The organism is Flavobacterium sp. UBA7682, from assembly GCF_002482945.1.
Classification (GTDB): Bacteria; Bacteroidota; Bacteroidia; order Flavobacteriales; family Flavobacteriaceae; genus Flavobacterium.
This window is the reverse complement of record NZ_DLGY01000022.1, coordinates 1-23,411: the sequence shown is the minus strand read 5'-3', so window position 1 is coordinate 23,411 and position 23,411 is coordinate 1. Positions and strand designations below refer to the sequence as shown.

The 23,411-nt window shown below is 35.9% G+C and carries 20 protein-coding genes; all 20 read right to left on the bottom strand.

Annotation, left to right across the window (positions count from 1 at the left end; all coding sequences use genetic code 11):
* Positions 1 to 6: 6 nt before the first annotated feature.
* The gene (locus B3C16_RS05795; RefSeq protein WP_121314484.1) at positions 7 to 426 is read right to left on the bottom strand and encodes a DUF6943 family protein; all 420 of its coding nucleotides are present in this window, start codon (positions 424 to 426) and stop codon (positions 7 to 9) included.
* Between the two features lie 1,244 nt (positions 427 to 1,670).
* On the bottom strand, positions 1,671 to 2,072 hold the full coding sequence (locus B3C16_RS05790; RefSeq protein WP_291129756.1) for a metal-dependent transcriptional regulator: 402 nt from the start codon (positions 2,070 to 2,072) through the stop codon (positions 1,671 to 1,673).
* A gap of 382 nt (positions 2,073 to 2,454) precedes the next feature.
* On the bottom strand, positions 2,455 to 4,443 hold the full coding sequence (locus B3C16_RS05785; RefSeq protein WP_291129754.1) for a heavy metal translocating P-type ATPase: 1,989 nt from the start codon (positions 4,441 to 4,443) through the stop codon (positions 2,455 to 2,457).
* Positions 4,444 to 4,585: 142 nt separating this feature from the next.
* A complete protein-coding gene (locus tag B3C16_RS05780; RefSeq protein ID WP_291129751.1) occupies positions 4,586 to 4,777 on the bottom strand; it encodes a hypothetical protein in 192 nt (63 codons plus the stop codon).
* Between the two features lie 235 nt (positions 4,778 to 5,012).
* Positions 5,013 to 5,909: a cation diffusion facilitator family transporter gene (locus B3C16_RS05775; protein ID WP_291129749.1), complete on the bottom strand. Its 897-nt coding sequence runs from the start codon at positions 5,907 to 5,909 to the stop codon at positions 5,013 to 5,015.
* A 28-nt stretch (positions 5,910 to 5,937) separates the two neighbouring features.
* On the bottom strand, positions 5,938 to 6,405 hold the full coding sequence (locus tag B3C16_RS05770; RefSeq protein WP_291129747.1) for an MgtC/SapB family protein: 468 nt from the start codon (positions 6,403 to 6,405) through the stop codon (positions 5,938 to 5,940).
* 21 nt (positions 6,406 to 6,426) lie between these two features.
* A complete protein-coding gene (locus B3C16_RS05765; protein WP_291129746.1) occupies positions 6,427 to 6,813 on the bottom strand; it encodes an STAS/SEC14 domain-containing protein in 387 nt (128 codons plus the stop codon).
* A 24-nt stretch (positions 6,814 to 6,837) separates the two neighbouring features.
* The gene (locus tag B3C16_RS05760) at positions 6,838 to 7,707 is read right to left on the bottom strand and encodes a bestrophin family protein (protein WP_291129744.1); all 870 of its coding nucleotides are present in this window, start codon (positions 7,705 to 7,707) and stop codon (positions 6,838 to 6,840) included.
* A 64-nt stretch (positions 7,708 to 7,771) separates the two neighbouring features.
* Entirely contained in the window at positions 7,772 to 9,463 is a 1,692-nt protein-coding gene (locus B3C16_RS05755) for an LTA synthase family protein (protein ID WP_291129742.1), read from the bottom strand.
* Between the two features lie 273 nt (positions 9,464 to 9,736).
* The gene (locus tag B3C16_RS05750) at positions 9,737 to 10,351 is read right to left on the bottom strand and encodes a class I SAM-dependent methyltransferase (RefSeq protein WP_291129740.1); all 615 of its coding nucleotides are present in this window, start codon (positions 10,349 to 10,351) and stop codon (positions 9,737 to 9,739) included.
* 5 nt (positions 10,352 to 10,356) lie between these two features.
* Positions 10,357 to 10,725, bottom strand: coding sequence for a hypothetical protein (locus B3C16_RS05745; protein WP_291129737.1), 369 nt, complete (start codon positions 10,723 to 10,725; stop codon positions 10,357 to 10,359).
* Between the two features lie 60 nt (positions 10,726 to 10,785).
* Entirely contained in the window at positions 10,786 to 11,121 is a 336-nt protein-coding gene (locus tag B3C16_RS05740; protein ID WP_291129736.1) for a hypothetical protein, read from the bottom strand.
* Between the two features lie 158 nt (positions 11,122 to 11,279).
* Positions 11,280 to 11,930, bottom strand: a complete 651-nt coding sequence (locus B3C16_RS05735) for an acyloxyacyl hydrolase (protein WP_291129733.1) — start codon at positions 11,928 to 11,930, stop codon at positions 11,280 to 11,282.
* Between the two features lie 76 nt (positions 11,931 to 12,006).
* Complete coding sequence (locus B3C16_RS05730) at positions 12,007 to 13,317, bottom strand: efflux RND transporter periplasmic adaptor subunit (RefSeq protein WP_291129730.1); 1,311 nt, start codon at positions 13,315 to 13,317, stop codon at positions 12,007 to 12,009.
* Between the two features lie 8 nt (positions 13,318 to 13,325).
* A complete protein-coding gene (locus tag B3C16_RS05725; protein WP_291129727.1) occupies positions 13,326 to 17,684 on the bottom strand; it encodes a CusA/CzcA family heavy metal efflux RND transporter in 4,359 nt (1,452 codons plus the stop codon).
* Between the two features lie 97 nt (positions 17,685 to 17,781).
* Positions 17,782 to 18,111 carry a DUF6660 family protein gene (locus tag B3C16_RS16480; protein WP_349680452.1) on the bottom strand — a complete coding sequence of 110 codons (330 nt, stop codon included), beginning with the start codon at positions 18,109 to 18,111 and terminating at the stop codon, positions 17,782 to 17,784.
* 755 nt (positions 18,112 to 18,866) lie between these two features.
* Positions 18,867 to 19,559, bottom strand: coding sequence for a DUF4136 domain-containing protein (locus B3C16_RS05720; protein ID WP_291129725.1), 693 nt, complete (start codon positions 19,557 to 19,559; stop codon positions 18,867 to 18,869).
* A gap of 154 nt (positions 19,560 to 19,713) precedes the next feature.
* On the bottom strand, positions 19,714 to 20,082 hold the full coding sequence (locus B3C16_RS05715; RefSeq protein WP_291129722.1) for a hypothetical protein: 369 nt from the start codon (positions 20,080 to 20,082) through the stop codon (positions 19,714 to 19,716).
* A gap of 369 nt (positions 20,083 to 20,451) precedes the next feature.
* On the bottom strand, positions 20,452 to 22,977 hold the full coding sequence (locus B3C16_RS05710; RefSeq protein ID WP_414655256.1) for a multicopper oxidase domain-containing protein: 2,526 nt from the start codon (positions 22,975 to 22,977) through the stop codon (positions 20,452 to 20,454).
* Between the two features lie 43 nt (positions 22,978 to 23,020).
* On the bottom strand, positions 23,021 to 23,411 hold a 391-nt coding region (locus B3C16_RS05705), incomplete at its 5' end, for a tetratricopeptide repeat protein (protein ID WP_414655255.1).

Genomic DNA, 23,411 nt, shown 5'->3' with positions numbered 1-23,411 from the left:
GGTTACTTATTTGCAATAGCGATGTAGAATGATTCTTCGCATATCATTAATTAAATTGAGGTTTTGATTAAATTGAGTTGCCTTTGCTTCTAGTAGTTGCAATGCCTTTACATTTTTTTGATGTTCTTCAAAATCACTGAGCATTTCATCAGCTTTACGCGAAAATTCTGTGATAAAATCTGTGATTCTTAAGAATGGAATTACTGACCCTACCAAGTTTCGATGCCAAAATTTGGATTGCCAAAGGCTGAAGGTTATCCAATAGATGTTTTCACAATCCTGTTCATTTTCGAAAATGACAACAAAGCTGTTAGTGAATGGTTCCTTGTTAGGTTTACCGCTATTCAGACCTTTATTCAAAATGAACATATGCGGTTTGGCGTAAAGCGTGCCTTTTTTGTGGGTTTTAATAATATAGTTCTTCATGGCTTCGGTTTAAAGTGGATGTGCTTCGCTACGATTGCTCACAGCGTTTATATCTGTTTTCTCGGTGTTCGCGAATTCCGCTTCGCTGCATTTCGCACATAAAAATTTTTCAAAAGAAAAAAAGAGAAAAAAGAAAGCCGTCTGTTGAAGTGGAGGGTTTCAAAAAAGCAAGTTTTTTGAAAAAAATACTACCCGACACGTTCAACTGAAAGAGAGGTGGCGAGTTACTAGCAGGAGTTGTTATGAAATAGTTTGGGTGGAGATTTTTTTCAAAACCCGCAGGGCTTGAACTTGCTTTTTTGAATACCCGGAACTTAGTTTTGCAGTCTTTTTTATCTCTTTTTTATTTTGCTAAATAATCGGGATTGTCTTTGGAAAGTGTATAAAGTTCCTGCGGCTGATAAAATTACCAAACCAACTTACAGAGAAGCTTTTTATCGGACGCAGGAACTTTATACTCTTTCTTAGGGTTGATTTTTTGAGGATGCCAAAAGGCGATTTTGCAGATGGAATTACTATAGTTTGAATAGTTGTACTGAAAATGGGAAGCATCTTCAAAAAACAACAAATGCAACTACCGAGTGCGACGTGGCAGAAGCGCGGGCAAGGGTGTCATTTTTTATTTGCTGAATGGGATGGTTCTGATTGCTTTTATAAATAGCCGATGCCATGAAATAGTGTTCAGTTTGCAGTACTCAGTATGCAGTAAAAATTTCGTTGATACAGCAAAGGCATTGGGTATTTGTGGAAGCAATTTATTTGTGACTGCTGAGCAAATGAAAAATGATACTCTTGCTGGCTTTTATTGGTTTTATGGGTGCCAAAATAGTCTACAGTATTCAGAGTACAGTATTCAGAAGTTGAGTTGTAAAGTACCCCTGATGGCACTTATAAAACCAATGAGCAGGGGTGCGCGGCTTTTTTACATAATGTTATTATAGCTGCGCAGCACTATAATGCTACATTATGTAAAGAAGCTTGGGAGAAAAAATTACTGGCGCAAGTCACGCAGTGTACGTGTTTTTTCTAAAAACTGTGCCAGTAATTTTTTTAGGAGCGTTGGGAAGGAGTGGCAATTGGAATGTAAAACGCCATTTTACCACTAGACAAAAAAAGGAGCTTGTTATTTAAAACAAACACTCATTTTTTATTGAATAATAGATAATTCTATAATTTCATTCGCTGTATCCTAACTGAATTAAATATAGCCAATAAGGCAAGTCAACATTGGTTTAATAAGTATATTATATAAAAGCTTCTCCTCTTATGTCATGGCGCGGATATTCCAAAAAGATGGAAAGTTTATCAATCAGCTCCTGTGAACTAATACTTTGCATTTGTGCAGCAATTGCACCTGCTTCCTGCTTATCTAATCCCAATTTCCGGACAAGCAATAATTCCCACAATAACCTTTTCTTGACAATATTTAATGCTTCCAGTTTTCCAGACTCGGATAGGCTACATCCATAATATTTGTTGTAAATAATCAGTCCTTTTTTAGCCAATTTTTGTAGCATATCGGTTACCGATGCGGGTTTGGTATTTACCAGCAGTGCCAAGCTGTTGGTGTTTATTTTTTCCTCTCTTTTACAGAAAAGATAAATTTGCCTGAGGTATTCCTGTTCTGCGGGAGATAAAATTATCATAATATGTTAAATTGAAATGCTACAAATGTTATTTCCATATGTTTTGATTTGTATTTTTCTACAAATTTCAGTCGATGTATCCTAACGGCATTAAAAATTATCAGTGGCCAAGTATTATATAACCAAAGGCAAGTACAATTATTGTAAAATCCCCGCAAGTAATATGATTGGTTATATTATATCAACAACCGCTAAAATGAATACGATAGCAAAAGCTATTAAGAAAATTATGAATCCAACTGCCGCGTATAGCAGAAATTTTTCTTTTTTCTTAGCCCTTCTGATAATAATCTTTCCATTTCTAGTAACAATTTTTTTAGATTTTATTTTTTCCATTAACCTAAATGCTGAAATAACCTTCCTTTTTAAATAGTCTGAATTATTACAATTTTATTCGCTGTATCCTAACTGCATTAAGGATAGCCAATAAGGCTACGCCAACATCGGCTATAACTGCTTCCCAAAGCGTTGCTATTCCTCCGGCACCCAGGCCTAAAACTATTAATTTGACAGTCATTGCCAGGATGATATTTTGCCATACAATTTGTTTGGTAAGTTTTCCTATTTTGATTGCGGTTACAATTTTTGATGGCTGGTCGTTTTGGATCACAATATCGGCGGTTTCTATAGTGGCATCGCTTCCTAAACCTCCCATTGCAATTCCTGCATCTGCCAATGCTACTACCGGTGCATCGTTTACACCATCTCCAACAAAAGCAATGTGTTTCCCTTCGTTTTTCAAATCTTGCACTTTTTTTACTTTATCTTCAGGCAACAAATCACCATAGGCGTTGTCAATCCCTAATTTTTTGGCTACTTCGTCAACAACTGCCTGCTTATCGCCTGAAAGCATAACAGTTTTTATATTAAGTGCATGTAATTCCTTAATTGCCTGTGCTGCGTCTTCTTTGATTTTATCAGCAATAGTAATATGTCCTTTGTACTTTTTATCTACCGCAACTACAACAATAGTGTAAACAATGCTGTCAATTTCTGGAGGATACTCTATTTTGAATTTCTTCATAAGCTTGGTATTTCCTGCTAAGACTTCCTTGCCGTCAATCTTGCCTTTCAAGCCATGCCCGGAAATCTCTTCAACTTCTGAAATGCTTAATTCTTTGCCTTTTTCAGTACCTGCATGTTGCACAATGGCTATTCCTATTGGATGTGTTGACTGGCTCTCAATGGCAGCAGCCAATTTAACGAGATAGGGTTCCTCTATATCTTTGGTAACTATCTCCTGTACTTTAAAAACACCTTCTGTGAGGGTACCGGTCTTGTCCATAACGACAGCATTAATAGCGGTCATAACGTCAAGGAAATTAGAACCTTTAAACAGGATTCCGTTTCGTGAAGCCAATCCGATGCCGCCAAAATATCCTAATGGAATAGAGACTACCAATGCACAAGGGCAGCTAATTACGAGGAATACCAAAGCACGATAAAACCATTCGTTGAAACTGTAATTTTCAACAAAAAAATAGGGAATAAGGCAAACTGCTACTGCCAAAGCAAATACAATAGGCGTATATATTTTTGCGAAACGGCTGATGAATAACTGTGTCTGCGATTTACGAGCCGTAGCATCCTGAACCATTTCGAGGATTTTACTTAGCTTGCTGTCCGTAAACAATGAAGTTACTTTTATTTCGGCCACTGTGTTCAGGTTAATCATCCCGGCATAAACAGTATCGCCTTTTGCTTTGCTGTCCGGTTTGCTTTCTCCTGTTAGTGCAGCAGTGTTGAAAGATGCTTTTTCTGAAATGAGTTCACCATCCAAAGCCACCTTTTCTCCCGGTTTTATCCTGATAATTTCTTCTAATTTGACTTCTTTGGGATTTACCACTCCTGCTTTCCCATTTCTAATAACCGTTACTTCATCAGGTCTAATATCAAGTAACGCCTTAATACTTCGTTTTGCTCTGTTAACCGCGGCATCTTGAAACCATTCGCCAATGGAATAGAATGCCATTACTGCAACGCCTTCGCTGTATGATCCAATGGCGAATGCTCCGATAGTTGCTACGCTCATCAGGAAGAACTCATTGAAGAAATCAAAACGTATTGCTTTTCTCCACGCCATATAGAGTACGTTGTAACCAGCAAGCAGATATGCGATACTAAAAATGATTAGGTTGATAGGGAATTCGGGGACGTAGGCAAAACCAAATTCCAAAGTCAGCATAACAAACAGGATTGCGATAGCGAGCATTAGCTGCCAATGGCTTTTCCAATCGGAATCTTCTTCGCCTATTTGATCGTGGTCATGGCCGTCGTCTTCTGAATGGACTTCTTTGGGCTGATCAGTTTTTGGATTAGGAGCTTTACTTACTTTACTTTTGTTTTCATCACCTATATCTTGCTTTCTCATATTATTTTTTATTTTTGATTATGTTTTTAAGTCTTCGTTTAAAGTTTTACTACATACACTATTTTTTTTTTTTCGTGTTCTAATCTTATCAAATAAATTCTGCATGCAGAATATATTCCCAGCCATTCTTTTTTATGCAGTTTTATTGTTTTGGTGCTTCATTTTTTTCTTTAATGAACCATATTAGCAGATATATAAATAAAAATACAGGAGTGCTAATATTTACAATTTTAGAAATAGGTGTCCAAAAGAAGCCTTCATTAAAATATGAATAGACATCGATGGTTAAAGCAACCAGAATCAATCCAAGCAAAAAATAAAAAAATATTTTCATAACAACAGTTTATTAAACCATAAAAAAAGGTTGTAAAATAGTTTTACTAAATTACAACCTAAACTTGATTTATTTACGAAATATTATGCTGAAAAACTTATTGCCATTCCCGCTAAACCTGAAAGCATCAATACACATTTCCAACAATTGAGCCTGTTTTTCATTTTTTAAATTTTTTATGTTACTACTACAATACATATATGCAATTTTTATACCATTATTACTTACGATACAATTAGATATTATTCGGGATATATCCTTCGCGTTCTAAATGAACTTCTAATGTGGTGTGATTTATTTTATAATTTGAATTTAATTCCTGTTTGATTTCAAAAATTATTTCATTCATTTCTAAAATAGTGGTTTCCGGTTTCATTATAATATGACCGCTCAGTGCATTTACCCCGGAGGTTAGCGACCAAACATGCACATCATGCACTGATTCTACGCCGGGCTTTTCTTTTAAATATTTTTCTACCACAACAAAGTCAACATCTTTTGGAACACCTTCCAATAAGATGTCTACAGATTCCTTTAATAAACCAAACGTTCTTGGCAAAATAAACAGGCCTATTAATGCACTTATGATTGGGTCAATCAACAACCAGCCTGTTGCCAGAATAATGATGCCTGCTATAATTACGGCAATGGAGCTTAACATATCGCTTACCACTTCTAAAAAAGCACCTTTTATATTGATACTTTCTTTTGACCCTGCTGATAAGACTTTCATGGAAATCAAATTGATTAGTAGGCCACAAACAGCAACGATAAGCATTGGGATACCCGCTACTGCCGGTGGGTTCTCAAATCTAAGCCAAGCTTCGTACAATATGTAGCCCGATATAAATATCAGCACTATGGCATTTATCAAGGCTGAAAATATTTCGGTCCTTAAATAGCCATAGGACTTTTTGCTGTTTCGGGGTTTTGAAGCCATCCAAATGGCAAAAAGTGCCAATGCCTGACCAGCTACATCTGTAAGCATGTGTGCGGCATCTGAAAGCAATGCCAGACTATTGGAAATGAATCCTACTATTACTTCAACAACGAAATAAGATAGTGTAATTACAAATACAATCCTTAATGATTTATTGTGTTTATTTCCTGCCGATATAGTGTTTGTAGCCATATTTCCCTTTGAAAAAATTCTTTTGCTATTAGTCGTTTTCATTTTCCGTGTCGTGATGGTGCGCCATTTTTTGTTTCCATTTTATATACCATTTTTGATGGTGTAGTGAAAGTAAAAAGTACAATGCCAAAGCTGCAACTATTGCTATAATATACATATCCAATCCAACAGCGACACCAACAGCTGACGTGCACCAAACAGTAGCGGCCGTTGTTAAGCCGTGGGATGTTCCTGCACTGGAATTGCGATAAATAATACCTGCTCCAAGAAAACCAACACCAGTAATAATATTGGCTATCACTCTTGAAGTGTCAGCCGGATTGTTAACTAAATGAGACGTAATTGCTGTAAATAGCGTAGCACCAATACATACAGCCGCATATGTCCTTATCCCTGCATCCCTGCCATGTCTTTCTCTATCAAAACCAATAAAAGCGCCTAATAAAAAGGAAACAACTAATTTGGAAACAATAATTAATTCAGCATTTATATCCATATTTTTTTGAAGTTTACTAATTTATTTCTCGTTATTGATAATCCACGCTTTAGCTTTTTCTTTTTCTGCCATTTCAAAATAAACCACTTTAGCTTTTGTGAATGGTTTCATTATGGATTTCATGCACTTTTCCCATTTTTTATCTCCCACAATAGCAATAACCTCAATGTCATCAGAATGCGTAAATTTCATACTGCCATAATTTATTTCGATAACGCCGTCTTCCCAAAAGCCAGTTGAACCTGAATTGGAATCATCATCCATTTCAAAATACCACCTCACTTTATTACCAGTGTTTATGATATTATGAATAAATGGATGAATTTTTTCATAATCCTTCAACCCTAAGAGGTCATCTGCTTTCGTAGCTATAATATTCTGTCCGGTAAAATCTAAAAGCTGTAACATAATCGCACTATTTTTTAACGTTAATTACATAATGTAAAAAGTCTTTGGCTTTTCCTGAAATGGTAAATCATCATCACCTATTAGTTCCTTAATATTAATTTCTATAGTAGTAGCAAGCGTTGTCATTGGAATATCGGTTGTTACATTTTCAAACGGGTCCTGTAATATGATTGCTGTCCTTTCAATTGCTATAAAAATTATGGGTATCAAAGCGGTTAAAAAAATTTCTACCAAGACATATTCATCCTTTAAGCCAAATGGTAACAAGGTTGCAAAAACATAAATCAAAAAGTGGACTAATAGGCTATATGATTTTGGAAAGACCGTATTTTTAATACGTTCGCATTTACCCATTGCGTCACATAGTCGGCTTAAAGTGCTATCAATCTGTACTTGCTTAAAGTCACCTATATCCAGTTTAGATAATGCCGCACCATGTTGGTTCATTATACTATTTGGCACATTGTTTTTTGGTATTTTATGTTCCTTCACGTAATCGTAGACTTTTTTTGAATACGACAATTTTCGCAATGTTTCACCCAGCGCATAGCACCAAACAATCTGCCGGTAAGCAAATTCTTTGACAACATCAGCATCTTTTTTGGGCACAAACTGTTTTACCTGGCGAATTAGTGTTCTTGAATCATTTACAATCGCGCCCCATATAATCCTTGCTTCCCACCATCTTTCATAAGCCTGAGCAGTCCTAAAAGCCAACAGTAATGATAATGCTGTACCAATAATAGCACTTACTGCAATTGGTATTTCTATTTTTGAAAGAAAACCATACTGATCTGCAATACCCACAACAATGGCATAAATCAAAATGGCAGTAATGTCAAATTTTATTTGTTTTAAAAATGTGAATATTGATATTTTCTTATTTAACAGCATAATTACATTTGTTGAATTTTAAATTTTCCTTTTTACCTCTTCTGCAGCTTATAAATACCCTGACTTAGTCCCTTTGCTTCATGCTTCCATTTTTAAAGCGTTCGCTGGCAATCTGATAATATGAAATAGTCAATTTTTCGAGTGCTTCCAAATCATTGACTTTTACTTTTTTCATCAATCTCTTATCGTGATTCCATGTGTAATTATTTATTTTTTTTCTGTCATTTATTTCGATAAAATAGTTGCTCTTTAACATTCCTAACGTCCTGTAATTACCTAAGAATGCCCTTTCTTCATTACGTGCCATCCTATTGATGTCTTTACCGTAAAGCTCCGTTTCGTAATTCCATTTTAAATATCCAAACAAGGTGGGCATTATATCAATTTGTGAAACCACTTTTCCAATCTCTCCTTTTTGATTCTTAAGATTATAGATCATGCCCGGAATATGATGATTCTCAATATTAATTTCCCACTTACCGGCACTGCTTGCACAATGATCCGCGACAATAACAAAGACGGTATTTTTAAACCATGGTTTGGTCCTGGCTTCCCTGATGTATTCCCCTAATGCGTAATCGGTGTATTTTATTGCACTTTGCCTGGTACCTTGCGGCATATTAATTTTACCGTTTGGAAACGTATACGGTTTATGATTGGAAGTAGTCATGATAAATTGGAAGAATGGTTTATTTTTCCGTGAAAGCTGATCGGCGTATTTCAGGGATTGGGCATAGCTATCTTCATCGCAGATTCCCCACGCATTCTCAAAAGTAACTTCGCTGTCGCTGATCTTGAATCGCTTCGTTTTAATGTTGTCAGACAGTGGATTACCTCTGTTCCTGTCAATAATATTAAATCCCTGCCCTCCAAAAAAAGTATTCATATTGTCAAAATAGCCGTCTCCGCCATAAATGAAACTCAAATCATAGTTTTTCTGTTTTAATATCGTAGCAATTGAAAATAAGCTGTCGTTATCGGGCCTTCTGACAATACTGTTACCAGGGGTAGGCGGAACGCAAAGCGTAAGCGCTTCCATACCCCGGACTGTCCGTGTGCCGGTGGCATACAGATTGGTAAAAAATATGCTGTTTTGTGCTAATGCTTCATAATTTGGCGTTAAGTTTTCCTGATTGCCAAACCTTTTCAAAAAATCGGCACTAAGGCTTTCGATTGCTATCAGAACAATATTTGGCCGCTGTTCTGTGTTTCCAGAAACATTTCTGGCAATGTTGTCGAAATCCTGATTAATATATAATTGATTATCCTGTAATAAATCATTCTTTAAAACTTTGTAAGCGGGCCTTTTTGCAATTGTCTGATAAAAAGTATTATAATCCAACTGGTTAGACTGCATTGCAGAAAAAAAGGAAAATACGCCATTCTTACTTAACTCGTTTTCATAATTATTGATACTCCATTCGGCCTGCTTATTTTTTGCCAAAAAGGCTAATGTTACCGTAATTGCCAATAACGGAACAACATTTACAAACCGTTTCCTGAATCTTGGTTTTTGCTGGAATGTTGACCTTAAGATTTTCTTCTTTTTGTATATAAAAAGTGTGATAAAGATTATGGCAAAAAGAAATACAATGATTAATGGTATTGGATAGGACTGATTGATGTTTTCAACAACCTCGTAGGTATAAATCAGATAATCTACAGCGATAAAATTGAACCTTGTGTTGAATTCCTGCCAGAATGGGAATTCTGCAAGAAAGGAGAAGACTATGATGAATAGAAGTAGTATTACCAAAAAATAAGTAATGGTTTTATCTATAAATGTCCCAGTAAATCTTGATGGAAGAAATAGCAGGTATAAGGAATAGATTGTAGAAAAAAACAAGGCTACCGATATATCAAAGAAAAGCCCTAAACCAAAAATCCTTACCAGTGATAATGTTGAATAATCAAAATTATTAAGGGACAAAAAATACAGGATAACCCTTATGAGAAATGCTATTACAACGTATGTTATTATAAATGAATACAGTAGTGAAAACCGGCTTTTAAATAAATTTTTCATTTTTTATCTTTTTTTAAATCCGCAGAACTGAAAGTTTTGTATCGTATCAAGAGGTGTCTTGTGATTCTCTGTAAAACATTTTACCACTTCGAAACCAGCGGCAAATGTTTGTTTCATTGTATTTTCTGAATATTGCTTTATTTCCAAGCCACTGCATTTAAGCGGTCCATTTTCAGAAAAGGTACCAAGCAGAAAGTTCCCGTCATCGGCTATAGCATTATTTATAGTTTCTACGTACCTGTCAATGTGATCCTGTTCTGTTAAAAAATGGAATAAGGCTCTGTCGTGCCAAAAATCATATTTGACTTCAGGTGTAAAGTCAATGATGTCTGAAACTATCCAATTTATCTTTTCTGCCAGTTTGCCTAACCGCGCTTTTGCTCTTTCAAGTGCAAATTCAGAGATGTCAAGCACCCAAATGTTCTGAAACCCACTAATAAGCAGTACATCCACTAAATTACTGTCGCCACCACCGACATCAATAATGTTGGCAGTTTTTGACAGTTTTAGGCTGTCTATATAACTTATTGCCGTTTTAGGGAATTTCTGTGTCCAACTTACGTCATTTGATTTTTTGGTGGAAAAAATATTTTCCCAATGGGATTTACTACTTTCCATAACAGCTATAATTTACAGCATCCATCTAATGATGCAATTCCTTCGGGTGTAGCTTTTACCTCATCCGCATCATAACCCAGTTTAGAAATCCCCACCTTTATTTCCTGTAAAGTTGTTTTCTTTGGATTATAATATACCGTGAACGTCATTGCCTTATCATCTAGTTCATACATCTTAACACCTGTTATTTTTAGCATTTCGGTTTTGAATTTTCCTCCGCATGTTGGACACTCTTTACAATGATCACAGTTTAAAATTGTTTTTATTACCGCTTTTCCATTTGATTTCTTTTCCTGTGCATGCGACACATTAGCTGCTAGCAGCATAATTGTTACTACTACGAATGCCTTGAAACTAATTTTTAAATTTTTCATATTTTGTTTATTTATATTATTATTTAATTGAAATGTAAAATCGACATGACCTTTTTTAATTTAATAAAGTTGTTCGATGTCAATGCTTGATTGTTTGCTATCCTCTTTTTCAGACTTTATGTTTCCTTTTATTGGATTGTCGTGTCCATCACCGATTGAATGTTCCTGTTCCACCAAATCTAATTTACAGATGCTACATTCTCCAGGGAAAATGAAAGTTTTACCATTATTACAATTGACCGGGCAAACATATACCTGAGGATGAACTACGTCTTCATCGTGATGATGTCCCTCGTGTTTGTGATCTGTTTCTGCTTCTTTTTTTGAATTATTATTACAAGATCCTATCACTAGCGTTGCGATAGCTATTACTATTGTCAGAATATTTTTTTTCATTTTTAACTTTTTTAATAATTAATAATCTTAGACAAGGCATAGCCGCAGTACCATTATTATCTCTCATGAAAACTTTGGTACCGCCAACTATACCAAATAAGGTTGTGTAACCAATTGGGAAAATATTGCTATCAAAAAATGTTTAATTCTAATGTTTGCTACAAAACAAAACCAAGTAAGAAGTAAATTGAATTTGACCCATCAATCTTTCTCTCAATATTATTTTTTTTCATTTTATTAAAATCACTCTGGCTTTCAAAACCAATTCCCAAATTTAATTTATCTGATGTCTTAAATTTGATACCGATTTTAGATGAAAATCCAAAATTCCATCCTAAGTTTTTTTCGCTGATATCACCATCCAATAGCTCAACCTCCTGTTTTAATTGCGTATTTGCATATATTCCTAATCCGATAGTTAAAAAAATATTTTGATTTTCTGCTTTTTCCTTGAATAAATTTATGTTGCTCATCAGTTGTAGGGGTATGTGCAAATAGGTATTTTTTACACTTGAAGTGTTTCCGGATACTGTTCTATTGCCATTAAACTCAAAATAGCCAAGCCCTGTTACCAGGTAGGTTTTTTTTGTTATTTTTTTTGAAATCAAAACATCTGAACCATTTGTAAACCCATTCAGGGAAACATTTCCGGTTTCCTTAAACTTTGCAGTTCCCAATTTTGCTATTACTTGTATCTCAAATTGATTTGAAGTTTCGTCATCCGCTTTTATTGTTTGCGCGAAAACATGATTTGAAATAAAGCATAAAAAAGAAACGAAAATCGTCGATTTTAAAATTGTTTTTTTCATACAATAAACTTTAAAGTTAATAATACACTGTCATTCCTAAATAAGAAATGACAGTGTAATTAAACAATTATGTGTATCAATGCTCGTGACCTCCGCCGCCTTCACTTTTAAGCAAATGGCTTTGGATGTAGTAGGCACCTTTCAAGACAATTTTTGCATCTGCCTCGATTTCCTGTAATAAAGTTACCTGCACAAACCCGAGTTGTGAAGTTCCTGTTTTGACTTCGACCCTTTGGAAGTGGTATGATTTTCCGGGTTCTTCATGTTTGTCGCCATCATCGTGGGCGTGACCTTCTTTTTCGTCATGAGCTTCTTCTTCCTTGTGTCCTTCCTCTTTGTGCCCTTCTTCTAAAACAAAGATAAATTCACGGCCTTCTGCTTTTACAATGGCATCGACAGGAAGCGCGCTAACGTTGCTGGCTCCAATGTCAATGAGTGCATTTACGTACTGACCCGGTATAAGCTTTTGGGCGTAATTTGATATGTCAGCATGAACGGCTACAGATTTTGTTTCATTCTCAAAGGATTTCCCAACACTGAAAATTTTTCCGTTAACTTCGGTATTGCCTTCGTTGGTAAGAATGAATCGCACATTTTGACCGGGCTTTACTTTGTTTAAATCCTTTTCGTATACCAGCAAATCAACATGCAGCTTCGAGTTGTCAACGATTCCCAACAAAGGCTTTCCTGCTTCTACATTACTGCCAATTTTGATATTTATTTCGGTTACAAATCCTCCAATAGGAGCAATAACCGGTACTGTGGCAGAAGGAGTTGAATTTGGACTTATATGCAAAACGCTTAGTTGACGCTGTAATGAGCTGAAACGGGCTTTTTCCGTTTGGTATTCGGCTTTGGTCTTTTGGAAGACTTTTTTAGAATTAACTTCCTGTTCGCTTAATGTTTTTTGTCTATCGTATTCAAGGGTCAGGAATTCAAGGTTGCTTTTTGAAGTCAGATAGTCTTCCTGCAGCCTTGCAAATTCAGGGCTTTCAATTGTTGCCAAAACTTGTCCTTTCCTAACAGCTTGTCCTTCGGTAACCGCAATGGACTTAACAATTCCCGACATAAATACAGAAACATCTGCCTGATTTTGAGGAGGCAATTCAGTATAACCATTTGCACTAACAACCGCACTTAGGTTTTTTTGTGAAAATGTTCCTAATTCAATGCCTGACGATTTATATTGTGCCTCGTTTAGTTCCACTTCCTTATTAGGTCCTGCTTCTTCCTTTTCCTCTGCATGTCCTTTTTCTTCGGTTTTCACGGCTTCTTCATCACCATGTTTGTGTCCGTCGGTTGCCGTATGGCGCAGTGAGAAATAAAGTATAATCCCAACGATTATTACTCCGGCTATTACTGCATATAAAATATTTGATTTTTTCATTGATACGATTATTTGTTTATTAAGAATTGTATGTCGATTACTGTCTGATTATAATTGCTAATGGCTTCGCTGTAATTAAGCTGAATGTCCAGTGCAGTTTCAATGCCCTGTACATACTCTACATAAGATATGTCACCATTTTGATAGGCCAATGTTGCATTTTGGATAATCTTTTTTGCATTTGGATCAGCAGTAGTACGATAATAGTCAATCAGCTCCTGATAGGTTTTTAATTGTTCCGTAAGCTGGGTGAACTGGCTTTTGACCTGAGATTGGATATACCCAGCATTCTTTTGTTCACGCTCAATGTTAAGAGTGGCTGCACGGGTTTTTGCAATACTTGACCCAACCCCAAAAATAGGCAGGGAGATGCCAACAGAAAATCCACTAAATCTAGGAGAATTGTCGTAATAGGTTGTTTGACCGTTTACATCCTGATTTCCGGTTATGGACTGGATAAAGTATCCGGCAGTGAAATCAGGGAACAAAGATGACTTTTCAAGATTCCGACTTGCCCTGGCAATGGCTACCTGTGATTCTGCAAGCAGAATTGACGGATTCTGTTTGATCAACGTAGTATCAGCACTTACAAATGGATAAGGTACAAACAGGGTATCTGAAATTGTAAAATCCTCATTTAGATTTAGAAAATTGTTTAACCTTGCTTTCTCAACACGAATCTGTGTCTGGTTTTGCTTAATTCGTTGCAGCAGTTCCTGAAGCTTGGCGTTGGCAATGTTTTTTTCCAGTGAAGTTGATTCGCCGGTCTGAAACTTCAAATCGGCTGATTTCACAAATTTTTGAAGTATTTTGCTTTGCTGATCCAATAACCTGTTTTGCTTTTCATTAAACAATATAGCATTCCAAGCCTGACGGATGCTGTAGGTAACTTCCTGTTTTGTTACACCAAGCCTGATAGTACTTGCTTTACTGGTTTCGGTAAGTAGTTTTTTACGTGCACCAAACTGAAAAGGATTAAAAGTTTGCGAAACGCTCAAGTTCTTATCCTTTGCCTGTGAGTTTATCTGTCCAAATGTTCCTGAAAATTCTGTTTTTGGAATATCAAATGCTGACTTTTTGAGTTGCGACTGCACCCTTACGTCAAGTTCAGATGACTGTACATTCAGATTGTTTTTCAAGCCCATGGTAAGCGCCTGATTTAAATCGATGCTCTGCGTAGTTGTTTGTGCTATTCCTTTTAAGGAAAGCAAAGAAAAACCAATTATTAAAATAGGAGTAAGCGGTATTACTTTTCTTTTTTTACGCTTAATCCCTTTTTCAAAATACAGATACAGGATAGGTAATAGAATAAGTGTCAACAATGTTGCTGAAATCAAACCGCCTATTACAACAGTTGCCAATGGTTTTTGTACTTCAGCACCTGCACTGCTACTGATTGCCATTGGTAAAAATCCTAAAGATGCCACCGCTGCCGTCATTATAACAGGGCGCAAACGAACTTTTGTTCCTTCCTTAATACGGTCGTAAACATTGTCCATCCCTTCTGCTTTTAATTGATTAAAGTACCCTATTAATACGATTCCGTTGAGTACCGCTACTCCAAAGAGAGCAATAAACCCAACTCCTGCCGATATACTAAACGGCATGCCCCGTATCCATAAGGCAAAAATACCACCGATAGCAGATAGTGGAATTGCCGTAAAAATCAGCAATGATTGTTTGATTGAATTAAAAGTGAAATATAGTAACACTAAAATCAATCCAAGAGCTATCGGAACAGCTATTGAAAGTCGCTTAGTTGCATCAATGAGATTTTCAAATTGGCCTCCGTATGTTATAAAATATCCATCAGGAAGTTTTAATTTAGCATCAAGCTTTGCCTGTATTTCTTCAACAATAGACTTCACATCAGCGCCACGAACATTGAAACCAACAACGATTCGACGTTTACCGTCTTCTCTTGAAATTTGCATTGGTCCATCTTCGTAAGCGACTTCGGCAATTTGTTCCAGCGGAATTTGATTGCCTGACGGCAAGGTTACGAATAACGACTTCAAATTTGATATGTCTCCGCGACTTTCACTTGAAAGGCGGACCACAATTTCAAACCTCTTTTCCCCTTCATAAACAACCCCTGCGGCTTCACCAGCGAATCCCATACGAACTACTTTGTTAAGATCGCCAATTTTAAGTCCGTATAATGCGAGTTTGTCTTTATTGTAGCGGATGGTTATTTGCGGCAATCCTGCAACCCTTTCCGCTTTTGCATCGGATACACCTTTAATCCCTTTAATCAGCTGCATCACTTCATCACCCTTACTTACAAGCATATCAATGTCTTCACCGAAAATCTTAATTGCGACATCACTTCTGACACCTGTCATCAATTCATTGAAACGCATCTGGATTGGCTGTGAAAATTCTGTGGATGCTCCCGGAATATCTTCAAGGGCTTGCTCCATCTTTTCCATCAATTCTTCTTTTGTGTGAGCTGATGTCCATTCACTTTTATCCTTCAGTAGGATAATCATATCGCCAGCTTCTACAGGCATTGGATCGGTTGGAATTTCAGCAGATCCGATTTTGGTTACGATCATTTTGATTTCCGGAAATTTTGCTTTTAGGATTTGCTCTGCCTTTGTTGTCGATTCGATTTCCTGGGACAATGAGCTCCCTGAAGCAATTATTAAATGTGTGGCAATATCACCTTCGTCGAGAGTAGGGATAAATTCACCTCCCAAGGAATTAAATATCCATAATGATACGGCGAAAAGGGTTATTGCTACACCTACAATTATTCCTTTAATCTTTAATGCTTTTTCAAGTAGTGGATTGTAAAAGTTATAAATTGCATCTATGATTTTATCACTTAAGTTCTTTTTGTGACCCGTTTCCTTTTTCAGTGCAAGAGCCGACATCATCGGTACGTAAGTAAGCGATAGGATAAATGCACCAAGGATTGCAAAGGATACTGTTTGTGCCATTGGACCAAACATTTTTCCTTCAATTCCAACCAATGCCAAAATAGGTAGATATACAATCAATATTATGATTTCACCAAAAGCTGCACTGCTTCTGATTTTGGATGATGCCTGATACACTTCATCATTCATTTGCTTGACCGTAAGTTTTCCTTTATTGCCTATTTGCAATCGATGGATAATGGCTTCGACAATGATTACGGCTCCATCTACAATCAATCCGAAATCAATTGCTCCCAAACTCATTAAGTTTCCGCTGACCCCAAAAAGCTTCATCATTGCAATAGCAAAGAGTAGTGCCAATGGAATTACTGATGCTACAACTAAACCAGCGCGCCAATTTCCGAGCAGCAGTACCAATATAAAAATAACAATCAATGCCCCTTCAATGAGGTTGGTTTGAACTGTGCTTATCGCTTTATCTACTAAAACCGTACGGTCCATAAAAGCTTCGATGGCCACGCCTTTTGGCAGTGATTTCTTTATTTGCTCCATCTTCTCCTTTACAACAGCTACTACTTCACCACTATTTTCACCTTTAAGCATCATTACCATTCCGGAGACTTCTTCTCCCTTTCCATCCTTAGTCACCGCACCATAGCGGATACTACTTCCTATTTGTACTGTAGCCACGTCACGGATTAATATTGGAATTCCATTCTGGGTTTTTACAACAATTTTATTAATGTCATCGATCCCATTGACCATACCAATACCTCTAATAAAATAAGCATAGGGTTTTTTATCAATATAGGCACCACCTGTATTTTCATTGTTATTTTCGAGCGCTTCAAAAATTTCAGTGATGGTTGTATTCATGCTTTTGAGCTTATCAGGCTGCACTGCAATTTCATATTGTTTGAGGCTGCCGCCTAAAGTATTTACTTCGGCCACACCTTTAGTTCCTATGAGCTGCGGTTTGATAATCCAGTCCTGGATTGTGCGTAGTTCGGTAGCGTTGTATTTGTCTTCATAGCCTTTTTCGGGGAAAACAACATATTGATAAATTTCACCAAGACCTGTGCTGACAGGAGCCATTTCTGGTGTTCCAACCCCTTTAGGAATTGTGTTTTCGGCTTCCTTTATTCGTTCAGAAATCTGTGCTCTTGCCCAATAGATATCGACACCTTCTTCGAAAACTACTGTTACGACACTAAGTCCAAAACGGCTTATTGACCGAAGTTCGACTATTTGTGGTATTGGCTTAACGGATTGCTCAATTGGATAAGTAATAAATTGTTCCACTTCCTGGGTCGCCAGGGTAGGAGAACTGGTAATGATTTGTACCTGATTGTTTGTGATATCCGGTAGTGCGTCAATAGGCAATGTATAAAGTGAATAACTGCCGACCGCAATAAGAATGACGGTAAAAAGACCAATAATAAATTTATTATTGATACTAAAATAAATGATTTTATCTAACATCGTTAACGTTTAATGAATGAGAAAAATGGACACAGATGTCCTTAAATACAGTTGTGGTAAACCCACAACTCTCTAACCCGAAATTACTCGGGCTTCATTATGCTATTATCTGAGGCGGTTGCCAAATACTTCCGTAGAAATTGGAAGTGAATTCAGAGGTATAATTTGCTAATGGAATGCGTATTATTGAGGTAAGCTGGGGGAAGGTTACATTAATTCCCGGAGAAAAGTTCAAAATCTGTGCTCCACAACAATTGCAAACGCAAAAAGGTGGACATAAATCGTTTTTTTTATTGTGGGAATGATTGTCTTGTTTTGATGCAAACTCCGAATTTGAACATACCGAATTATTTACCTGCATGTCAGCGCAAGGCATACATGAGAGTATAACAATAGTAATTGACAATATGTAATTTACAATCTTCACGGTTACAAAAATAGCTTTTTTGTTTTAATTAGTATTAATTATTTGAAATGATGTTTAAAATAATGCCAAATATTTTCAACAATTATATATAATATAAACGAAAAGCCTATTATTAATATAGCAGTCAGTGAAACAGAATCGAATGTTATTTTCTTTTTTGGGTTAGGCTTAGGTTTGTTTACCTTTTTTACCTTTACTCTGTTTTTTGGCTGTATCACATTAAAATGATTTTCTAATTCAGCTGTTTATGATTGTAAAAATAGTTTTTTTTATTTTAATGTTTGTCCATATAATGCATAACCCTACCTATTATTCCCAAAATCAAAACAGAACAGGCAATTATGATTCCTATTATTTTGATAACATCAAATGCAGTTATGGGCTTTTTTGTTTTTTGCTTTTTCATATTAATGGTAAGCTTTGCGCATTACGAGTATTATTGTTATATTTTTACGATGTAAAAGTATTTTTTTTTTGTAATACAGTACATATGTTAACTAATTTTTATCATTTGTACATTTTGTGTTTATTTGATAAAGGTAAAGTTAATATTCATATCCATAAGGATGATACTTGTATATTGTTATGGATTTCTGACTACTGTTCTATAAACTGTAAGTAGTCCCGTGCTAAATCATATTATCAAGCAAGTATAACTCTCTTCGAATAGTTTTTCTTTATCCTCAGCAACCGCTCAAAATTTTTGAAACAATTGTTTAATCCTTATGTTTATAGATTATTTCCAAGTTTTTCTTCTATTTCACGATCTTCTTGCCTGGATAGTTTTTCAGAATTAAATGAACGGCAGGATGAATGCCGGATTCGACGTATGTATCATTATAAATGTTGGCTTGTATAGTGCACGTCCATACTAATTTATTTTTTTTTCGGTCAATGGCATTAAGCGTGAATGTACTTTCTATATATTCTTCGGTATGGGTATCACTTTTATATTGCTGTTTGCGAGGTTTGTATGCATATCCGTTGTTTCGTATATAATTTTGTTTTTTATAATTATAATTATATGCTTTTGAGTTATTGTAGTTAGAAGGATTTGGTGTAGCAGTATAATAAGGATTTCTCTGATAATCATAGTTAGAACTTACTGGATGTTGATCTGTGTATGTTCTTGTTTTGTTTGCATTTGTAATAACTTGTTCAAATAATAAATCGGGGTTTTCAGTATCAGCTTTGTATCCGAAATCTGCAAAATGACGGGTGAAATAATTTTTAATGTTATTATGAACGATTGAATCATTATTCTGTGATGTTTCATTGTCTTTATCGGGCAACCAGGCATAGGTTTTATATAAAGAAAAATCAATACTTCTTTCGTAGTCGGAATTAAGCACTTTATAAGTTCTGCATCCATAAATAAATAGAATAAGAAAACTTGCCGCAATTAAAACCCCTTTTTTTGTTTGTTTGATATGTTTGAATGTTTTCATTTTTTTTATTTAAGTTCCTCGTTTGGCTTTTCGGTATGCCTCGTTGATTAAACTGGTCAAAAAAACTTGTTTAGCTACTTAACCGAGAAATACTATGATTTTAAAACAAATATGCTTTTGATTTGACAAAACAATGGCTGTCAAAAAGGGGTTTTTAGCTTATTTTTGGTATTAGCCAAAGGAAATTGAAATCTGAAGAAATAAAGGTTTCTGCATTAGAAAATTTTTGTTTTTCAAAAGAAAAACCAAAGTTATTATTTTTTAAAGTAAGTTCAGATGCGACTATAAAACCATTACTTGCTGATGGACAGGCACATTTTGAATGACCACATTTTCCGCCACAACCTTTATGATTTTTTGTTTTGGATTGACTGTCACTATTGCAACAATCGTCTTTTGTTGCTTTAGATGTCGTTTCTTTTTTACAAGAACGATTTTCAGTTTTGTTTCCACAAGCAAAAGTATTGTTAGGCATAAATAATATGCCTAACAATACAAGTACTATAAAGTGGTATTTTTTCATTGTTAGAATCAAACATTACAAAAGTACTTAAATAGTGTGACTATTTAACTAAACCTTTGTTAAAACGTTACACCTTATCGCGCATTATTCAAAATCTATTGTTTATTTGGGTCTTTGGTGTTTATTTCGTCAAGATAATATTGCAAATCATAAAGATAAATCAATTCATCTTCTTCCTGTTCCGGCATTTGTGCCATTTCTACAAAATTGATGCTTTCAAAAGCTGTTTTTCTCGGACAATGTCCTGTATAATGATAAATATTACCTAAAGTAAGTTTTTATTGTTGCAATTCCACTGTGAATTTTTGAGGTAAACAATTGTCAATTTTTTACATATTTATTATTTTATTGAATTTTTAAACTAAATCCTTAATAATTTAAACTCGCACCTACACCAAATCCCATATCGCTGTCGTAATGAGTCCTTACACTAAAGTTTCTTTTTATGATATAACGCAATCCTGCCATGTATTCTTTGTCTGTATTCAACATCAAATCCATACGTATCCTTTTGGAAACCGGAATATCCATACGTTCCAACTGAAATCTAAAATTACCATCCGTAAATACCTCAGCCTGCGCTCTTATTAGCATTGGCAGTATGTATTCTAAACCTGCGCTAAAAACGGAACGAATGTCTTTCGTATTGGTTTGATTGAAAATATTATGCTCTTGTTGGTCTTTCCCCATCTTTCTGTAGCGCCAATCGAAACCTATGAAGGGCATGAGCCATTGCATTTTGCCAATATAGCGACCAATATGTGTTTCTGTTTCATAACCATGATGGTCATTGTAACCCAATCGCCATTCTGTTCCGATACTCCAGCGTGTATTACTTAACATTGCCATACCATCGTTTCCATTGGTGGCAAAATCATTTTCTGCCATAAAATGAAATTTCCTGTCATCAGCAAATAATTTTCGTTGAGCCAATTTAGGGTTTGGGATTTCAGGATTTGGAGGCGAATTTTCATAAGAAAAAATTCTACCCATACCCGACATCATGTGGTAAAGAATATGACAGTGAAAGAACCAGTCACCGCCGTCTTCGCTTGCGGCAAATTCAATAGTATCTGTCTCCATAGGCATAATGTCGATAATATTTTTCAAGGGGGCGTAATCACCCTGACCGTTAATGACTCTAAAATCGTGACCGTGCAAGTGCATTGGGTGACGCATCATTGAGTTGTTATGCAATACAATGCGTAAAATTTCCCCTTTTTTAATCAGTATTTTGTCAGATTCTGAAACGACTTTATTATCCAGGCTCCAAACATAACGATTCATATTGCCGGTAAGTTCAAATTTGAGTTCCCGTACCGGAGCTTCTTTTGACAGTGCTGTACTTGTAGGGGATTTTAGCATGGCGTAGTTTAATGTCACGATATCGGCAAGTTCATTGGGATTGTATTTATTTTCCATATTGTGCATGTCGTGAGGCTTTTCGGGAGTTTCTTTTTTGTTTTTCCCGTTGTCCACTTCCACAGGCATTTCTTTAGATTCTTTTTCTTGTGGACCTGTGATTTCGGGGTACATTACGGCATTCATGTCCATCTGGTTCAATGACATCTGCATTCCCATATCATCGAGGTCGCCATTCATCTTCATCATGTCGTTCATCATCTGCATCCCTTCGAAGTACTTCAGTTTGGGTAAAGGTGAAATGAGTTGTTTAATACCGTTACCGATGTATAGTGAAGTGGATTTTGTACGGTCTTCGGGAGTTGCCAAAAACTCATAAGATGTGTTTTCTGCCGGAATGCTCAGGACGACATCATAGGTTTCAGAAACTGCAATAAGCAAACGATCTACCTCAACAGGCTCAACATCATTACCATCACTAGCGACAATGGTGATTTTGCCTCCGGCATAGGTTAGCCAGAAATTACTTGAAGCTCCGCCGTTGGACACGCGGAGCCTTACTTTATCTCCGGCTTTAAACTGCGAAAGCTGGCTCTCATTTTTACCATTGATTAAAAATTTCTCATAATACACATCACTTACATCCATTGCGTTCATACGCTTCCATTCATTGATGACCTTAGTTTTAAAATAGCCTTGTTTAATAGCCTCTCCATAGCTTTGGGTTGTTCCTTTTTTTATGGCAAACCAATCTGAGGCATTATGTAACATCCGGTGTACGTTTTCGGGTTTTATATCGGTCCATTCGCTTAACACAACCGGAATTGTTGGAAGATCATCTATTCCTTCACGGAAATTTGGATCGGAATTTCTTTTATTCATCACAAAGGATCCATACATTCCGATTTGTTCCTGCAACCCTGAATGGCTATGATACCAGTGTGTTCCGTGCTGGCGGATTGGAAAGGAATATTTGTATGTGCTGTGTGGCTTTATCGGCATTTGGGTAAGGTTGGGTACCCCATCTTCTTTGTTGGGTAAAAACAGCCCATGCCAGTGCAATGATGTTTCTTCATCGAGTTCGTTATGTACATAAATTTCTGCGGTATCACCTTCTGTAAAGGTTAATGTAGGCATTGGTATTTGTCCATTCACCGCTATTGCTCTTCTTGATTTCCCTGAAAAATTCACCGCTGTGTCGCGAACATATAAATCGTACCTAACTACTTTTGGCGGTTCATCTTTTATGACTCTTTTTTTTATGGAAGGATTTACCGGTGCCTTTTCCATGTTTTTCATATCATGAGCCTTGTCAGTATCTACTTTATCTGTGGAGGCAGATTTAGCTTTTTCAGGTGTTGTGGCTTTTGGTTTTGCACTTGCTTTCGGCTTAACCGTCTTAGGTTTTTCTTTTACCAACGCCATACCACATTTTGGACATTTGCCGGGTTTTGGTAAATGGATTTCGGGATGCATTACACAAGTGTAAAAAGTCTGTTGTGAATTACTTTGTGCAATAACAAAATGATTCATAAAAAAAAGAAAAGCTATAACTGATAATTTGGTTTTCATGACCTTAATTTTTTAGTATTATTTCCCAATCAGCTATTTTTTTCTTTAATATCTCGATTGTATTTTTCATTTTTTCTTTATCGGCTAGGGTAATTGCTTTCTTTGCAGCTTCAATTGCTTTAGTATAATCTTTTAATTCTGAAGCTAATTTTTGTCTTAGATTAGGATAATAGAAATTTTGAGGATTTATTTTTTCTGCTTCTAAAAGCCATTCAATTGCTTGTTTAAAATCTCTATTTGTGCTGTAATAATAATTAGCTGCCTGAAATAATAAACTGTCATCTTGCGTTTTTCCTTTAATGATATGTTGCTCTATCAATGCAATTAAAGTGTCATCTTCTTTGCTCTTTACCGGTATTCTAACCATTGTATTTTCCCAAAGTATTTTTAGAAAT

Bases quoted from the DNA above. Each gene is read 5' to 3' on its own strand.
- B3C16_RS05795 (WP_121314484.1), bottom strand. From the start codon at position 426: ATGAAGAACTATATTATTAAAACCCACAAAAAAGGCACGCTTTACGCC.
- B3C16_RS05790 (WP_291129756.1), bottom strand. From the start codon at position 2,072: ATGATAATTTTATCTCCCGCAGAACAGGAATACCTCAGGCAAATTTAT.
- B3C16_RS05785 (WP_291129754.1), bottom strand. From the start codon at position 4,443: ATGAGAAAGCAAGATATAGGTGATGAAAACAAAAGTAAAGTAAGTAAA.
- B3C16_RS05780 (WP_291129751.1), bottom strand. From the start codon at position 4,777: ATGAAAATATTTTTTTATTTTTTGCTTGGATTGATTCTGGTTGCTTTA.
- B3C16_RS05775 (WP_291129749.1), bottom strand. From the start codon at position 5,909: ATGGCTACAAACACTATATCGGCAGGAAATAAACACAATAAATCATTA.
- B3C16_RS05770 (WP_291129747.1), bottom strand. From the start codon at position 6,405: ATGGATATAAATGCTGAATTAATTATTGTTTCCAAATTAGTTGTTTCC.
- B3C16_RS05765 (WP_291129746.1), bottom strand. From the start codon at position 6,813: ATGTTACAGCTTTTAGATTTTACCGGACAGAATATTATAGCTACGAAA.
- B3C16_RS05760 (WP_291129744.1), bottom strand. From the start codon at position 7,707: ATGCTGTTAAATAAGAAAATATCAATATTCACATTTTTAAAACAAATA.
- B3C16_RS05750 (WP_291129740.1), bottom strand. From the start codon at position 10,351: ATGGAAAGTAGTAAATCCCATTGGGAAAATATTTTTTCCACCAAAAAA.
- B3C16_RS05745 (WP_291129737.1), bottom strand. From the start codon at position 10,725: ATGAAAAATTTAAAAATTAGTTTCAAGGCATTCGTAGTAGTAACAATT.
- B3C16_RS05740 (WP_291129736.1), bottom strand. From the start codon at position 11,121: ATGAAAAAAAATATTCTGACAATAGTAATAGCTATCGCAACGCTAGTG.
- B3C16_RS05735 (WP_291129733.1), bottom strand. From the start codon at position 11,930: ATGAAAAAAACAATTTTAAAATCGACGATTTTCGTTTCTTTTTTATGC.
- B3C16_RS05730 (WP_291129730.1), bottom strand. From the start codon at position 13,317: ATGAAAAAATCAAATATTTTATATGCAGTAATAGCCGGAGTAATAATC.
- B3C16_RS05725 (WP_291129727.1), bottom strand. From the start codon at position 17,684: ATGTTAGATAAAATCATTTATTTTAGTATCAATAATAAATTTATTATT.
- B3C16_RS05720 (WP_291129725.1), bottom strand. From the start codon at position 19,559: ATGAAAACATTCAAACATATCAAACAAACAAAAAAAGGGGTTTTAATT.
- B3C16_RS05715 (WP_291129722.1), bottom strand. From the start codon at position 20,082: ATGAAAAAATACCACTTTATAGTACTTGTATTGTTAGGCATATTATTT.
- B3C16_RS05710 (WP_414655256.1), bottom strand. From the start codon at position 22,977: ATGAATCATTTTGTTATTGCACAAAGTAATTCACAACAGACTTTTTAC.